This is a genomic window from Pseudomonas sp. KU43P, assembly GCF_033095865.1.
Lineage (GTDB): Bacteria > Pseudomonadota > Gammaproteobacteria > Pseudomonadales > Pseudomonadaceae > Aquipseudomonas.
In genome coordinates this window covers 5,604,574-5,620,645 of the sequence record NZ_AP019365.1, presented here as the reverse complement: position 1 = coordinate 5,620,645, position 16,072 = coordinate 5,604,574, and the positions used below count along the sequence as shown (strand labels likewise).

Below are 16,072 nucleotides of genomic sequence, written 5' to 3'. Positions count from 1 at the left end.
TCTCAGGTTGTGTGAGCTCTCTGTGGGCGCCGGCTTGCCGGCGATTGGGCTGCATAGCAGCCCCAAGGCCGCAAATCAGATCCAGGAATGCCGCGCCGGCAAGGCCCCGTTGAGGTAATAGGCACCCACCGCGTGATACTTCCAGCGCACCGGGTCATGCAGCGTGTGCACGCGGGCGTTGCGCCAATGGCGGTCGAGGTTGAATTCGGCAAGTGTGGCGCTGCTGCCGGCCAGCTCGAACAGCTTTTCACTGGCTTGCAGGGCGATCTCGGTGGTCAGCACCTTGGCCTCGGCCACCGCAATCGAGGCCCGGGCTGCCGCCGCAGCATCGATCGGTGCGGCACTGACCTCGTCGAGCACCCGCGCAGCCTTGCGTAGCAGCGCCTCGGCTGCATGCAGCTCGAGTTTCAGCCGGCCGATGTCGGCAATCACATAAGGGTCGTCGCCGGCACGGTCTACCTTGGCCTCGATCCAAGGCCGCGATTTCTCACGCACGAAATGGATGGCGTCGTCGATCGCCGCCTCGGCGATGCCGGCATCGATGGCGGCCTGGACCAACTGCGAGCCGGCGCCTTGGATATTCGGCACGTCACGCTGGCGCCAGTTGTCGATCACCAGTTCCGCGTCGACCGGGACTTGGTCGAGCAGCACAGTACCGCTGGCGGTGGTGCGTTGGCCGAAGCCCGACCAGTCGTCGACGATACGCAGCCCTGGCGAGCCCCGGCGGACGAAGGCCAGGCGCTGGCGGCCTTCGTCGTCCAGGGCCTTGACCGCGACCCAATGGGCGAACAGGGCGCCGGTGGAATAGAATTTCTCACCGCTGATGCGATAGCCGTCACCGGTGCGAGTGATGCGGGCCTTCAGGGTCAGGGTGTCCTTGGTGCCGCGTTCTGGCCCGGCATTGCCGATGCGCCAGCCGTCGAGCACGCTGCGGAAAATCACCGCCTGTTGCGCCTCGGTGGCGGCGACGCGCAGCAGTTGCAGCAGGCCGAACTGGTTCTGCGGGATCTGCCCCAGCGCCGGGTCGGCGGCGCTGATGAGGCGAAACACCTCGGCGATGGTCTCGAACGAGACGTCGGGGCCGCCATGGGCCTTGGGCACGCTGATGCTGCCCAGGCCGCTGCGTGTGAACTGTTCGATCTCGGCCCAGGGCAGCTTGCGCTGCTGGTCGCGGCGAGCAGCTTGCTCACGGGCGACGTCGGCCAGTTCTCGGGCGGCCTGCAGGGCTTCGGCGTCATTGCGCAGGACCTTGGCCGGCAGCAGCAGGGGCGAGCTGTCGAGGTCGCTGTGGAATTGGGTTTCTGGCAGGGTGGACATCAGTACCGAACCTCACAAAGTGGATGCGTCGCTTCAGCTGATGGCGACAAACGTTTGCTGGTCCGGTGGTCCGGTTTATATACCCTAAAGGCTTATTAAATGTTTATGAACTAACCTTTTGGAATATATATAGAAGTGGGTTTTTGCTGAATGCAGCTGGCCCTATCGCCGGCAAGCCGGCTTCCACAGGAACACCACTGCCCTTGAGAACAGTGGTGCACGTGTGGGAGCCGGCTTGCCGGCGATAGGGCCAGTGAGTTATTCCGAAGCCGCAGTCCCGAGGAATTTGCGCAAGAACTGCCGGGTCCGCTCTTCCCTGGGGTTGGCGAACAGCGCCTTGGCCTCGCCCTGCTCGACGATCACGCCCTTGTCGAAGAAGATCACTCGATTCGCCACATCACGGGCAAAACTCATCTCGTGGGTGACGATGATCATGGTGCGCTTTTCTTCCGCCAGCCCACGGATGGTCGCAAGTACTTCGCCGACCAGCTCCGGGTCGAGCGCCGAGGTCGGTTCGTCGAACAGGATCACTTCAGGCTCCATGGCCAGGGCACGGGCAATGGCCACCCGCTGTTGCTGGCCGCCCGACAGGCGCCTTGGGTAGGCGTCTTCCTTACCGGCGAGGCCGACCTTGGCCAGCAAGCGCTTGCCCAGTTCGATGGCCTGCTCGCGGGGCGTCTTTTTGACGATCACCGGCCCTTCGATGACGTTCTCAAGCGCCGTGCGGTGGGGAAACAGGTTGAAGTTCTGGAAGACGAAGCCGGCCTGCTGGCGCAACCGGCGTATCGCCCCTTGCTGGCCACCCAGTGGGCGGTTGGCATCGATGCTGATGTCGCCGATGCGAATGCGCCCGGCGTCCGGGGTTTCCAGTAAGTTGAGGCAGCGCAGGAAGGTGGTCTTGCCCGAGCCGCTGGGGCCGATGATGGCTACCACTTCGCCAGGCTGCACGGTCACATCGATGCCGTTGAGCACGGTCTGGCCCTTGAACTGCTTGGTCAGGCCTTCTACGACAATCATCTTCAGTGCTCCTGGTCATGCTGGTTGACCCGCGCTTCCATGCGGTTCTGGAAGTGCGCGAGGATGCTGCAGAGCACCCAGTAGATCACCGCCACCGCCAGGTACATGGTGAACACTTCGAAGGTGCGTGCGGTAATCAGCTGCGCCTGGCGGAACAGCTCGGGCACCTGGATGGTCGCCGCCAGGGCGGTGTCCTTGACCAGCGAAATGAAGCTGTTGCCCAGCGGCGGCAGCGCGGTACGCAGGGCCTGAGGCAGGATCGCCCGGCGCATGGCCTGGGTACGGGTCATGCCGATGCTGGCGGCGGCTTCCCATTGGCCTCGGTCGATGGAGGAGATCGCTGCACGGAGGATCTCGCAGATGTAGGCGGCCATGTTCAGCGACAGGCCGATCAGCGATGCCGGGATCGGGTCGAGCTCGATGCCGATCTGCGGCATGCCGAAGTAAATGACGAACAGCTGCACCAGCAGCGGTGTGCCGCGAAAGAACGACACGTAGACCCGCGCCAGCCAGTTCAGCGGCAGAATCTTCGACAGCCGCATCAGCGCCAGGGCAAAACCCAGCACCAGGCCGAAGAACATGCCGCCGACACTCAGCAGCACCGTATAACCCGCGCCCTTCAGCAAGAAGGGCGTGGAGTCGACTACCAGTTGCAGGCTTTCAGCGATCATTTGGTGACGTCGGCACCGAAGTATTTTTCGGACAGCTTGGCCAGGGTGCCATCAGCCTTGAGCTTGTCGATGGCCTTGTTGATGGCCTCCAGCAGTTCCGGTTCGCCTTTGCGCAAGGCCACGCCGCTTTCCAGGCGTGAGAAGGCATCGCCGGCAAGCTCAGTGTCCTTGGCTTTCTGCGCGTATTCCAGCGCGGCCAGGCGGTCGATCAGGATGGCGTCGATGCGGCCGTTGCGCAGGTCGGCGAACTTGCTCGGGTCATCCTCGTAGGTACGCACTTCGGCTTTCGGTACGTCCTGCTTGACCCACTGTTCGTAGTTGGTGCCCAGGCCCACGCCGACTTTCTTGCCGGCCAAGTCCTGCGCGGTCTTGATGTTGAGCTCGGCAGCCTTCTTCTTCAGGACCAGTGCCTGAATGCCGGAAACGGTGTAGGGCTCGGAGAAGTCGTACTTCTTCTTGCGCTCGTCGGAGATGGTGACCTGGTTGACCACCACATCCAGGCGCTTGGACTCCAGCGCAGCGAGAATGCCGTCCCACTTGGTGGGCTGGATCTTGGCCTTGACCCCAAGCTCCTTGGCCAGCAGCTCCGACAGCTCGACCTCGAAGCCTGCCAGCTTGCCGTTTTCATCCTGGAAGCTGAACGGCGGGTAGGTGCCTTCCAGGCCGACGTTGATCACGCCTTTTTCCTGGATGGTCTTCAGTTGCTCGCCGGCAAATGCCTGGCTGAGCAACCCGGCGCCCAGCAGGATCGCCAGGCTGGCGTTGAGAAGCGGTTTGGCAAATTTCGACATGTCAGGCCCCGCGCTTGTTGTGGAAGTAGTGGGTGGCGACTATAGAGTTGGCTTGATAGGCCAGGAAATAATAAAAACTTATTTTCTTATGCGCTTTCAATAAAAAGTTCAGCTACAAGCAGGGTTGAGGGTAGGCGACGATGCCCGGTTCGTCATCGCTGCTTATGCCTGACTTAGCGCAGGATGGAATAAAGCGTTGTTTTTTCCAAGGGACGGATTTGCCGTAGAGTGGATTGCAAAATACCGATTGCCCCACTGGCAGGAGAACACCGTGAGCGAACAACCATCTTCGGCGCATTGGCAGTTGCACAGTATTGTCAGCGGCCTGCGCGGCGCCCGTGAGCAGTGGCGCAGCCGCAATGGCCGCAGCATAGGAGAGCAGGGCGGGCGAGAATTGCCGTCGCGCGAAGCCATGCGCCAGATTCTCGAGCAACTGTGCGGCGCATTGTTCCCGATGCGCCTGGGCCCGGTGGACCTGCGCGAGGAAAGCGAAGACTTCTACGTCGGCCATACCCTGGATGCTGCGCTCACCGCGCTGCTGGCCCAGGCCCGCCTCGAACTGCGTTATGCCGCACGGCAGAGCAAGGGTGAACTGGCGACCGTGGATGCCCAGGCCCTGCGCCTGATCCAGGATTTCGCGGCGGCGCTGCCGGCCCTGCGGGTGATGCTCGATACCGACGTGCTGGCGGCCTACCACGGCGACCCAGCGGCACGCAGCGTCGATGAAGTGCTGCTGTGCTACCCGGGCATCCTGGCGATCATCCATCACCGCCTGGCCCATCACCTGTACCGGGCCGGCTTGCCGTTGCTGGCGCGGATCAGTTCGGAGCTGGCGCATTCGGCCACCGGCATCGACATTCACCCCGGTGCGCAGATCGGCCCGAGCTTCTTCATCGACCACGGTACCGGTGTAGTGATTGGTGAGACCGCGATCATCGGTGAGCGTGTGCGTATCTACCAGGCCGTGACTTTGGGCGCCAAGCGCTTCCCCAGCGATGAGTCGGGGACGCTGCACAAGGGCCTGGCGCGGCACCCGATCGTCGAGGACGATGTGGTGATCTATGCGGGGGCGACGATCCTGGGGCGGATCACGATCGGCAAGGGTTCGACCATTGGCGGCAATGTGTGGCTGACCCGCAGTGTGCCGGCCGAGAGCAACATTACCCAGGCGAACCTGCAGCTGGATTGCCAGGACAAGAACTGAGTTCTTTGCTGGCCTTGCTGGCCCTATCGCCGGCAAGCCGGCTCCTACAGGTAACCCCGCCGAAGCTGAGTGCAGTGGGGTACCAGTGGGAGCCGGCTTGCCGGCGATAGGGCCGCTACAGGCATGCACCGATCAGCACCCCGGTTCGCATTGAAATCCGATCCATGTTTAACTTGAACGCTTGTTCAATGAAAAACGCTGGTCCGCTGCCGGTGTTCAACAGGAGGATTCCTTTGCTGAACCCGTTCATTCCGAACCTCACGTCAATCGACGAGGTGCATGCTGCATGAGTGCACCGACCCCTTCCCTTGCCGCCGACAAAATCCGCATGAACCCTCCGGTGTTCTACTTCGCGGCAAGTTTCATCCTCATCTTCGGCCTGGTAGTCATCGCCTTCCCGCAAGCCGCAGGCGAATGGCTGCTGGCAGCACAGAACTGGGCGGCCAACACGGTCGGCTGGTACTACATGCTGGCCATGACGCTGTACCTGGTCTTCGTGGTGGTCACCGCGTTGTCCGGCTACGGCAAGATCAAGCTCGGTGCCGACCACGACGAACCCGAGTTCAGCTACCTGTCGTGGGCCGGCATGCTGTTCGCCGCCGGCATCAGCATCACCCTGTTCTTCTTTTGCGTCTCCGAACCGCTGACTCACATGCTCCAGCCGCCGCAAGGCGAGGCCGGCACGGCCGAGGCAGGGCGCCAGGCGATGCAGATCCTGTTCCTGCACTGGGGCCTGCATGGTTGGGGCGTGTTCGCCTTCGTCGGCATGGCGCTGGCCTATTTCGCCTACCGCCACAACCTGCCGTTGGCCCTGCGCTCGGCGCTCTACCCGCTGATCGGCAAGCGTATCAACGGCCCCATCGGCTATGCGGTGGATGGCTTCGGCATCATCGCCACAGTGTTCGGTCTGGGCGCCGACATGGGCTTTGGTGTGCTGCATTTGAATGCTGGCCTCGACTACTTGTTCGGCATCAGCCACAGCCAGTGGGTGCAGGTGCTGCTGATCGCCTTGATGATGGGCGCGGCGGTGGCCGTGGCAGTCGCCGGGGTAGAGAAGGGCGTGCGGGTGATGAGCGACATCAACCTGTTCCTGGCCTGCGCGCTGCTGCTGTTCGTGCTGTTCGCGGGGCCTACCCAGCACCTGTTCAATACCTTGATCCAGAACCTCGGCGACTACCTGGGGGCTTTGCCGCGCAAGAGCTTCGACGTGTACGCCTACGGCGAGAACCGTGACTGGCTGGGTGGCTGGACGGTGTTCTACTGGGCCTGGTGGATTGCCTGGGCGCCATTCGTTGGGTTGTTCATCGCGCGCATTTCGCGCGGCCGCACCATCCGTGAGTTCGTCTTCGGCGTGCTGCTGATTCCGCTGGGCTTCACCCTGGCGTGGATGTCGATCTTCGGCAACAGCGCGCTGGACCAGGTGATCAACCACGGCATGACCGCCCTGGGCCAGTCGGCCCTGGACAACCCTTCGATGAGCCTGTACCTGCTGCTGGAAACCTACCCGTGGAGCAAGACAGTCATCGCCGTGACGGTGTTCATCAGCTTCGTGTTCTTCGTCACCTCGGCCGACTCCGGCACGGTGGTGCTCTCGACCCTGTCGGCGAAGGGCGGTGGTGCCGACGAGGACGGCCCGAACTGGCTGCGTATCTTCTGGGGCGTGATGACCGCGCTGATTACCAGCGGGCTGCTGTTCGCGGGTAGCATCGATTCGCTGAAGTCGGCGGTGGTACTGACGTCGCTGCCGTTCTCGCTGATCCTGCTGTGCATGATGTGGGGGCTGCACAAGGCCTTCTACCTGGAGAGCCAGCGGCAGATCGCGCAGATGCATTCGCTGGCGCCGTTCGCTCAATCGCGCCGTGGCCGCGGTGGCTGGCGCCAACGCTTGAGCCAGGCGGTGCATTTCCCGTCACGCGACGAGGTGTACCGCTTCATGGACGACGTGGTGCGCCCAGCGATTGCCGACGTGCGCGAAGTGTTCGAGCAGAAGGGGTTGGTGCTGGTGACCCAGGATGACCCGAGCCATGACAACGTCAGCCTGAAGGTCGGCCATGGCGAGGAACAGCCGTTCATCTACCAGGTGCAGATGCGTGGCTACTTCACGCCGTCGTTTGCGCTGGGCGGGTTGGGAACCCAGGAGTTGAAGAACCGCCGCTACTACCGGGCGGAAGTGCACTTGAGCGAAGGCAGCCAGAATTACGACCTGGTGGGCTACAGCAAGGAGCAGATCATCAACGACATTCTCGACCAGTACGAGCGGCACATGCAGTACCTGCATCTGGTCAGGTAGGCGCAATCGCCGGCAAGCCGGACCCCACAGGATTTGTAGCGCTGCACTTTCCTCTGTGGGAGCCGGCGTGCCGGCGATTGGAGGCCAAAGGCCTCCCCAAGGCCCTTCAGAACGGCGCATCCCCAAGGATGGTCGCCCGGTGCATCACCCGCCGATTCGGCCGGTAGTCATCCACGGCAAAATGCTGCGTCACGCGGTTATCCCAGAACGCCACGTCATTCTCCTGCCAACGCCAGCGAATGCTGAACTCCGGTCGCGTCGCATGGGCAAACAGCAGTTTCAGCAATGCCTCGCTCTCCCATTCGCTCAACTCGTTGATCCGCGTAGTGAACCCTTCGTTGACGAACAACGCCTTGCGCCCGCTCACCGGGTGGGTGCGCACCACCGGGTGTGACAGGGGTGGATTCTTGCGCCGGGTCTCCTCCCAGCGCGCCAGGTCCTCTGCCGTGGTACCGAAACGCTCCAGCGGGAACGACTTGGTGAAATCATGGGTGGCGCTGAGCCCATCGAGCATCTCGCGCAGCGGCGCCGACAGCGCTTCGAACGCGGCGATGCCGCTGGCCCATAGGGTGTCGCCACCAAAGGCTGGCAGTTGCTTGGCACTGAGTACCGCGCCCAATGCAGGGGTCGGCAGGAAGGTCACATCGGTGTGCCACACGGCGTTGTCGCGCACGTCGGTGACGGCGGTGTCGAGCACCAGCACCTGTGGGGTTTCCGGCACGTTGGGGTAGATCGGGTGAATGTGCAGGTCGCCGAAACGCGCGGCGAAGCGCGCTTGCTGCTCTGGGTTGATCGGCTGGTCGCGAAAGAACAGCACCTGATGCTTGAGCAGCGCCTGTTCGATGGCGTCGCGCTGCTCCAGGCTGATGTCGCGGCTGATGTCCACGCCGCTGATCTGGGCGCCTAGCGCCGGGCTGAGTGGGGTTATGGTCAGGCTCATGGCTTTTCTCGTGCTAGGCGCCGGATTGCCGGCGTGATCAGTCCAGTTCAGTGGCTTTGCCCGTGCCAGGGCACCAGCTTGCGTTGCAGGGCGCGCAGGCCCATCTCCAGAGCGAAGGCGATCAGGGCGATCAGCAGGATGCCCAGCACCACCACATCGGTGACCAGGAACTGCGCTGCCGACTGCACCATGAAGCCCAGGCCGCTGGTGGCGGCGATCAGCTCGGCGGCGACCAGGGTCGACCAGCCGACCCCCAGGCCGATGCGGATGCCGGTGAGGATGTCGGGCAATGCGCTGGGCAGGATCACATGGCGAATCAGTTGAGCCCGGGTGGCACCCAGCGACTGCGCGGCGCGCAGCCTGGCTGGGTCGACGGTGCGCACGCCGGTGGCGGTGGCGATGGCGATCGGGGCGAAGATCGCCAGGTAGATCAGCAGCACCTTGGACAGTTCGCCGATGCCGCACCAGATGACGATCAGCGGCAGGTAGGCCAGTGGTGGGATGGGCCGGTAGAACTCGATCAGCGGGTCGAGGATGCCGCGGGCCACCCGGTTGTAGCCGATGGCGATGCCGACCGGGATGGCGGTGAGGGCGGCGGCGGCCAGCGCCAGGCCGATACGGCCAAGGCTCGCGCCCAGGTGCTGCCACAGGCTGGCGTCCATGTAGCCCTGGGTGAGCAGGGCCCAGCCCTTGGCCAGGATATCGCCTGGCGAGGGCAGGAACAGCGGCTCGATCCAGCCGGCGGCGGTCACCAGCCACCAGGCCAGCAACAGGCTGGCCAGGGTCAGGGTGCTGATCCAGCGGGTGGACAATGGGCGGCTGGCTTTCACGGCTGGCCGGGCGTGGGCGTCGCGCTTGCCGACGACCGGCAGATCGATGCTGCTCATGCGGGCTCCTGCAGGCTTTGGCGTTGAGAGAACACCCGCGCCAGCACATGCTCGCGGGTTTCGATGAAGCGTGGGTCGGACTTGATCGCCCGAGCGGGCTCGCCAGCGGCGTAGCGCTGGCCGAAGTCCAGTTGCATGCGCTCGACCACGCGCCCTGGGTTGGGGGCCAGCAGCACCAGTTCGCTGGCCAGGAATACTGCTTCTTCGATGTCATGGGTAATCAGGAACACCGGCTTGGCCGTGCGCTGCCACACCTGTAGCAGCAACTCCTGCACCTGTTCACGGGTAAAGGCATCGAGCGCGCCGAACGGCTCGTCCATCAGCAGCACCCGTGGGTCGGCTGCCAGCGCACGAGCCAGCCCCACGCGTTGTTTCTGGCCGCCGGACAATTGCCAGATGCGCCGTTCGCCGAAGCCGTCGAGGTCGACCAGGGCCAGCATTTCGCGGGCCTTGGCTTCACGTTCGGCCCGCGGAACGCCGGCCAGTTCGAGGCCGAAGGCGACGTTGCCCAGCACGTTCTGCCACGGCAGCAGCGCATCGTCCTGAAACACCACGCCGCGCTCGGCGCCAGGGCCTTGCACCGGCACGCCATCGAGGCTGATACGCCCGCCGCTGGGGGCGACGAAACCGGCGATCAGGTTGAGCAGCGAGGTCTTGCCGCTGCCCGATGGCCCGAGGGCCACCAGCAGTTGGCGAGGCCCCAGGCTCAGGTTGATGTCGGCCAGCACCGGGGTGTTGGCGCCGGGGTACTGTGCGCTGATGCGCTCCAGTTCGAGCAAGGCCATGACAGGCTCCGGATCAGGTTCAGTTAGGCAGGAATTTGGCGCTGACGTAGGGCGAGTAGTCCGGCAGTACCGCGTCGACCTTGCCCTGTTGCTTGAGGAAGGTGGCGGTGTCGGTCAGTGCCTGGGTGGTCGGTGCGCCCAGGGCGTTGGCCTGGTCGGCAGCCAGCGGGTAGACGTTGCCTTCCAGCAGGACCGGAATGTCGCTGGCCTTGGCGCCGGACAGCTTGACCAGCTTGGCCACGTTGTCCTTATTGGCCAGCCAGGCTTTAGGGTCTTTGCGGTAGTCGGCGTAGGCGTCGAGAGTGACCTTGGCGAAGGCCTTGACCACGTCCGGGTGCTTCTCGGCGAAGTCCTTGCGCACGATCCAGGCGTCGAAGGTCGGTGCGCCTTGCTCGGCCAGTTCGCCCGAAGTGATCAGCACCTTGCCGTTCTCCTTGGCCACACCCAGGGCAGGATCCCAGACATAGGTGGCGTCGATGTCGCCGCGCTTCCAGGCAGCGATGATCGCCGGTGGCGCGAGGTTGAGGATCTGCACCTTGGATGGGTCGATGTTCCAGTGCTTCAGCGCAGCCAGCAGGCTGTAGTGGCCGGTGGAAACGAACGGTACGGCGACCTTCTTGCCGACCAGGTCTTGCGGCGACTTGATGCCGTCACGGGCGACCAGCGCTTCGCCTGCACCAATCTGGGTGGCGATCAGGAAGGTCTCCACCGGCAGCTTGCGGGTGGCGGCAGCGGCCAGCGGGCTCGACCCGAGGTAGCCGATTTGCACATCGCCGCTGGCGACCGCAGTGATCACATCGGCGCCGTTATCGAACTTGCGCCAGGCGATGTCGGCCTTGCTGGCTTTTTCATAGGAGCCATCGACTTGGGCCACTTTGGCGGGGTCGACGGTGGTCTGGTAGGCAACGGTGAGGTCGGCGGCCTGGGCCAACCAGCTGGTGCCGGCGAGGGTCAGGGCGGCGAACAGGCGCAGCGGGGCATGCGGGATCATGGTGAACCTCTCGTCAGGCAATCGATGTGATGGATGGCGAGAAGACTAGATGATCTAAGAAATCAAAAATAAATAACTTTTTAGAATTAGCTTAGGAGCCAAATGCTTTAACGCGGGCGGGTTCGGAAATGGCGACTGGCGGAACAGCGGCGCGCTGCTAGTCTTTTTCCCCTCGTCAGGGGTGGTTGGCGGGCAGCTGGTCGGCAAACGTTTGCACATAACCTAAAGGTATGATTGACGGGGTCGATACAACTTCTGGCTGTAAAGGTTCGATCTATATTCCGTAAAAATCTTACTAATTCATAAAACGGTCATTTTGGATTTATAGGATTGTCATTATCCTGTAGCGCAGGTTGCGTCCTTAGACCAAAGTCGCGAAACGTTCAGAAACGATTGACTTACTGGTCACGCTTTGGGACTAAATCGCCCATCCACGGTGAGCGGGGCAGAAGACTCCGCCGCCAGAGATACACAAGAATTAGAACGTAGAGGAGCAAAACATGTACAAGTCAAGCCTGGCCGTGGCCGTGGCACTGGGGGTTTTCGCCCAAACTGCAGGCGCTGCCGGTTTCGTTGAAGACAGCAAACTGGCCCTGAGCTCGCGCACCATGTACTTCAACGACGATAACCGCGAAGGCGGTGCTGACCAGAACGAAACCGGTCAGGGCTTCAAACTCGACTATCTGTCTGGCTTTACCCAAGGTACCGTTGGTTTCGGCGTCGATGTACAAGCGCTGTGGGGCATTCACCTGGATGGTGGCCGTGGCAGCCGTCCTGATGCCAACAACAGCTTCTTCCCTAGCGACTCCGATGGCTCTGCTGTCCATGACTGGGCTCGCATTGGCGGTAACGCCAAGGCACGCTTCTCCAAAACCGAGGTTCACTACGGTAGCGCCCTGGCGCCGAACCTGCCGATCCTGGTGGCCAACGATGGCCGTCTGCTGCCGCAGACCTTTGAAGGCGGTACCCTCCAGAGCAAGGAAATCGACAACCTGACCATCAACGCCGGTCAGCTTACCCACGCGATGGGCCGTGCCTCGAGCAACCGTACTGGTCTTTCTGTCGCCGGTTCTGCTGTCGACAGCAACAAGTTCTACTACGGCGGTCTGGACTACAAGCTCACTCCAGACCTGACCCTGCAGTACTACTACTCGAATCTGAAAGACTTCTACAAGCAGCACTTCCTGGGTGCTACCCACGTCTACAAGATTTCCGATGATTCCTCGTTCAAGACCGACCTGCGCTATTTCGACAGCAGCAGCGATGGCAAGAACGGCGACGGCGGCGAGTACTTCTTCAACAACAACGGCGGTTATGCCAAGCATGCCGGCGAGATCGACAACAAGACCTGGTCCGCCATGTTCACCTACGCCCTGGGTGGCCATGCGTTGATGCTCGGTCATCAGCAGGTCAGCGATGATGGTGGTTTCGTCTGGCTGAACCAAGGTAACGTCGAAGACGGTAACGGTAACCTGGAAGGCGCAGGTGGCGCGAGCTTCTACCTGTTCACCGACAGCATGATCAACCAGTTTGCCCGTGCCGGTACCAACACCACCTTCGGTCAGTACAGCTATGACTTCGCCCGTATTGGTGCGCCTGGCCTGAAGGCTTCTATTGCGTATCTGCGCGGTACCGATATTCGCAACACTTCTGGCAATGGCACCTACCACGAGTGGGAACGTGACGCCCGTATCGACTACGTGATCCAGGAAGGCACCCTCAAAGGCTTGGGTGCTAGCCTGCGTCACGGTGTCTATCGCGGTGAAGGCCAAGCGCCGGTCGACAAGGACCAGACTCGCTTCATCGTGAACTACACTTACAACTTCCTGTAAGTAGTAGCTCTACCAGAAGCCTCGCCTAGTGCGAGGCTTTTTTGTGCCTGCCATACGGTATGCAAAACAGTTATAAATAAATCATTATTTATTCTTTTTGTTTTTAATCCGATACAGGCACATTGAACCTCACAAGGCCAGAACACAGCACAGGAGCCGCACCCCATGAGCCTCAAACTCGGCGACATCGCCCCCGATTTCGAACAGGATTCCAGCGAAGGCAAGATCCGTTTCCACGAATGGCTGGGCAATAGCTGGGGTGTGCTGTTCTCCCACCCGGCCGACTTCACCCCGGTGTGCACCACCGAGCTGGGCCTGACCGCCAAGCTCAAGGACGACTTCGCCAAGCGCGGCGTCAAAGCCATCGCGCTCTCGGTAGACCCGGTCGACTCGCACCACCGCTGGATCGATGACATCAACGAAACCCAGAACACCGTGGTCAACTTCCCGATCATCGCCGACGCCGACCGCAAGGTGTCCGACCTCTACGACCTGATCCACCCGAATGCCAGCGACACCCTGACCGTGCGCTCGCTATTCGTCATCGACCCGAACAAGAAGGTGCGCCTGACCATCACCTATCCGGCCAGTACCGGGCGCAACTTCAACGAAATCCTGCGGGTGATCGACTCGCTGCAACTGACCGACAACCACAAGGTCGCCACGCCAGGTAACTGGCAGGACGGCGACGAGGTGGTGATCGTGCCTTCGTTGAAGGACGAGGACGAGATCAAGCAGCGCTTCCCGAAAGGTTATCGGGCGGTCAAACCCTATCTGCGGCTGACCCCGCAACCCAATCGTTGATGAATTCCTCGTTGCATTGCTCTTAGCCATAGCAGGGATATTCGGGCCGTTTCTACGGCCCTTTTTTATGCCTGAAAGGGCCCCATCGCCGGCAAGCCGGCTCCCACAGTAAGTCAAAGGCAGGCCCCTTGTGGGAGCCGGCTTGCCGGCGACGGGGCCAGTGAAAACAAAAGACATTTATGGAATAAACAAATAAAAAAATATGATTTCTAGATATATAAACAGGCTGGTAATGTCACCCCAACAGCACACCCCTTAGCGCTGGACTTTACCCAGCCACCTTCGCTTCACCACCTTACTCGCCCGCCAACGAGGCAAGCAGGTGCAACCCGAACCCAATCGCACAGGAGAGCGCCATGCGCACAGTCTTCTTGCGTCGTGGTCTGGTCGCCCTGTTTGCGGCGGCTGTGTCCTTCGGCGCCATTACCCAAGCCCAGGCCGAGAGCCTGCGTATCGGTTACCAGAAATACGGCACCTTGGTGCTGCTCAAAGCCAAGGGCACGCTTGAGAAACGCCTGGCCGAGCAGGGCGTGCAGGTGCAATGGACCGAGTTTCCCGGGGGGCCGCAGCTGCTCGAAGGGCTGAACGTGGGCTCCATCGACTTTGGTGTCACCGGCGAAACCCCGCCGGTGTTCGCCCAGGCCGCCGGTGCTGACCTGCTCTACGTCGCTTACGAACCACCTGCGCCGCACAGCGAAGCCATCCTCGTGCCCAAGGGCTCGCCGATCCAGTCGGTGAAGGAACTCAAAGGCAAGAAAGTCGCCTTCAACAAAGGCTCCAACGTTCACTACCTGCTGGTCCGCGCCCTGCAAGACGCCGGCCTGAAGTACAGCGACATCCAGCCGGTGTACCTGCCGCCCGCCGATGCTCGCGCCGCCTTCGAGCGTGGCAGCGTCGATGCCTGGGTGATCTGGGATCCGTACCAGGCCGCCGCCGAACAACAGCTCCAGGCTCGCACCCTGCGTGATGGCAAGGACCTGGTCGACAACCACCAGTTCTACCTGGCCACCCGCAACTACGCGACCCAGCACCCGGCCGTGATCAACACCCTGATCGAAGAAGTGCGCGCCGTGGGTGAATGGTCCCAGGCCAACCCGCAGCAGGTCACCGACCAGGTCGCGCCGCTGCTCGGCCTGCCTGCCGATATCACCCTGACCTCGGTCAAGCGCCAAGGCTACGGTGCTGCCCCGCTGACCCCCGAGGTCGTGGCTGCACAACAGAAAATCGCCGACACCTTCCAGGCGCTCAAGCTGATTCCCAAGCCGCTGAGCATCAAGGACGTGATCTGGACACCCCCGGCCAAGGTCGCCAGCGCGCCTTGATCGATTTGCCTGCGCCGGGGTGTCACGTCACTCCGGCTTGAGCCACCCTTGAGGAGACAACTCCAATGAGCCTTAACATTTTCTGGTTCCTCCCTACCCACGGTGACGGCAAGTACCTGGGCACTTCCGACGGCGCCCGCGCGGTCGACCACGGTTACCTACAGCAGATCGCCCAGGCCGCCGACCGCCTGGGCTTCGGTGGGGTACTCATCCCTACCGGGCGCTCCTGCGAGGACTCCTGGCTGGTGGCCGCTTCGCTGATCCCGGTGACGCAACACCTGAAGTTCCTGGTCGCCCTGCGCCCCGGCATCATTTCGCCGACAGTGGCTGCGCGCCAGGCCGCTACTCTGGATCGCCTGTCCAACGGCCGTGCGCTGTTCAACCTGGTGACCGGGGGCGACCCGGACGAGCTGGCCGGTGACGGCCTGCACCTGAACCATCAGGAGCGCTACGAGGCCTCGGTCGAATTCACCCGCATCTGGCGCAAGGTGCTGGAAGGCGAAAACGTCGACTACGACGGCAAGCACATCCAGGTGAAGGGCGCCAAGCTGCTCTATCCGCCGATTCAGCAGCCACGTCCGCCGCTGTACTTCGGTGGTTCGTCCGAAGCTGCCCAGGACCTGGCCGCCGAACAGGTCGAGCTTTATCTGACCTGGGGCGAGCCACCGGCCGCTGTGGCCGAGAAGATTGCCCAGGTGAGAGAAAAGGCCGCCGCCCAAGGCCGCGAAGTGCGCTTCGGTATCCGCCTGCACGTGATCGTGCGTGAAACCAACGAAGAAGCCTGGGCCGCCGCCGACCGCCTGATCTCGCACCTGGACGATGACACCATCGCTCGCGCCCAGGCGTCGCTGGCGCGCTTCGACTCGGTTGGCCAGCAGCGCATGGCTGCCCTGCACGGCGGCAACCGTGACAACCTGGAAGTCAGCCCCAACCTCTGGGCCGGTGTCGGCCTGGTGCGCGGCGGCGCGGGTACCGCGCTGGTTGGCGATGGCCCGACCGTGGCCGCGCGGGTCAAGGAGTACGCCGAGCTGGGCATCGATACCTTCATCTTCTCCGGCTACCCGCACTTGGAAGAGTCCTACCGTGTGGCCGAGCTGCTGTTCCCTCACCTTGACGTGCAGCGCCCGGAGCAACCGGAAACCGGTGGCTACGTGAGCCCGTTCGGCGAGATGGTGGCCAACGACATCCTGCCCAAGTCCGTGTCGCAGAGCTGAGGGCGGG

At 62.5% G+C, this 16,072-nt stretch carries 14 protein-coding genes; 6 read left to right on the top strand and 8 right to left on the bottom strand.

Annotation, left to right across the window (positions count from 1 at the left end; all coding sequences use genetic code 11):
* Positions 1–75 precede the first annotated feature (75 nt).
* The 4 genes from KU43P_RS25745 to tcyJ all read right to left on the bottom strand — a co-directional run bounded on the left by KU43P_RS25745 (position 76) and on the right by tcyJ (position 3,796).
* On the bottom strand, positions 76–1,317 hold the full coding sequence (locus KU43P_RS25745) for an SfnB family sulfur acquisition oxidoreductase (RefSeq protein WP_317660259.1): 1,242 nt from the start codon (positions 1,315–1,317) through the stop codon (positions 76–78).
* A gap of 258 nt (positions 1,318–1,575) precedes the next feature.
* Complete coding sequence (tcyN, locus tag KU43P_RS25740; protein WP_317660257.1) at positions 1,576–2,334, bottom strand: L-cystine ABC transporter ATP-binding protein TcyN; 759 nt, start codon at positions 2,332–2,334, stop codon at positions 1,576–1,578.
* Between the two features lie 2 nt (positions 2,335–2,336).
* Positions 2,337–3,005, bottom strand: coding sequence for a cystine ABC transporter permease (gene tcyL / locus KU43P_RS25735; protein ID WP_317660256.1), 669 nt, complete (start codon positions 3,003–3,005; stop codon positions 2,337–2,339).
* Positions 3,002–3,796 (bottom strand): cystine ABC transporter substrate-binding protein, encoded by a 795-nt coding sequence (gene tcyJ / locus KU43P_RS25730; RefSeq protein ID WP_317660255.1) that lies wholly within the window; start codon positions 3,794–3,796, stop codon positions 3,002–3,004. The genes tcyL and tcyJ overlap by 4 nt, the downstream gene beginning before the upstream one ends.
* A gap of 271 nt (positions 3,797–4,067) precedes the next feature.
* On the opposite strand from tcyJ, the gene epsC reads away from it, so the two are divergent.
* Complete coding sequence (epsC, locus tag KU43P_RS25725) at positions 4,068–5,000, top strand: serine O-acetyltransferase EpsC (protein WP_317660254.1); 933 nt, start codon at positions 4,068–4,070, stop codon at positions 4,998–5,000.
* A gap of 328 nt (positions 5,001–5,328) precedes the next feature.
* Positions 5,329–7,290 carry a choline transporter BetT gene (betT, locus tag KU43P_RS25720; protein ID WP_317663916.1) on the top strand — a complete coding sequence of 654 codons (1,962 nt, stop codon included), beginning with the start codon at positions 5,329–5,331 and terminating at the stop codon, positions 7,288–7,290.
* Between the two features lie 106 nt (positions 7,291–7,396).
* Here betT and tauD read toward each other — a convergent pair whose 3' ends face one another.
* The 4 genes from tauD to tauA are packed head-to-tail and all read right to left on the bottom strand — an operon-like array spanning position 7,397 to position 10,893.
* Positions 7,397–8,230, bottom strand: coding sequence for a taurine dioxygenase (tauD, locus tag KU43P_RS25715; protein WP_317660253.1), 834 nt, complete (start codon positions 8,228–8,230; stop codon positions 7,397–7,399).
* A gap of 47 nt (positions 8,231–8,277) precedes the next feature.
* Entirely contained in the window at positions 8,278–9,117 is an 840-nt protein-coding gene (tauC, locus tag KU43P_RS25710) for a taurine ABC transporter permease TauC (RefSeq protein WP_317660252.1), read from the bottom strand.
* Complete coding sequence (tauB, locus tag KU43P_RS25705; protein ID WP_317660250.1) at positions 9,114–9,902, bottom strand: taurine ABC transporter ATP-binding subunit; 789 nt, start codon at positions 9,900–9,902, stop codon at positions 9,114–9,116. Before tauB ends, tauC begins: the two co-directional genes overlap by 4 nt.
* Positions 9,903–9,921: 19 nt before the next feature.
* Positions 9,922–10,893, bottom strand: coding sequence for a taurine ABC transporter substrate-binding protein (gene tauA, locus KU43P_RS25700; RefSeq protein WP_317660248.1), 972 nt, complete (start codon positions 10,891–10,893; stop codon positions 9,922–9,924).
* Positions 10,894–11,393: 500 nt separating this feature from the next.
* On the opposite strand from tauA, the gene KU43P_RS25695 reads away from it, so the two are divergent.
* The 4 genes from KU43P_RS25695 (at position 11,394) to ssuD (ending at position 16,065) form a co-directional block, all read left to right on the top strand.
* Positions 11,394–12,725: an OprD family porin gene (locus KU43P_RS25695; protein ID WP_317660246.1), complete on the top strand. Its 1,332-nt coding sequence runs from the start codon at positions 11,394–11,396 to the stop codon at positions 12,723–12,725.
* Positions 12,726–12,890: 165 nt separating this feature from the next.
* Positions 12,891–13,529 carry a peroxiredoxin gene (locus tag KU43P_RS25690; protein WP_286111975.1) on the top strand — a complete coding sequence of 213 codons (639 nt, stop codon included), beginning with the start codon at positions 12,891–12,893 and terminating at the stop codon, positions 13,527–13,529.
* Between the two features lie 356 nt (positions 13,530–13,885).
* A complete protein-coding gene (locus tag KU43P_RS25685) occupies positions 13,886–14,851 on the top strand; it encodes a sulfonate ABC transporter substrate-binding protein (protein ID WP_317660244.1) in 966 nt (321 codons plus the stop codon).
* Positions 14,852–14,916: 65 nt separating this feature from the next.
* Positions 14,917–16,065 (top strand): FMNH2-dependent alkanesulfonate monooxygenase, encoded by a 1,149-nt coding sequence (ssuD, locus tag KU43P_RS25680; RefSeq protein ID WP_317660242.1) that lies wholly within the window; start codon positions 14,917–14,919, stop codon positions 16,063–16,065.
* Positions 16,066–16,072 lie beyond the last annotated feature (7 nt).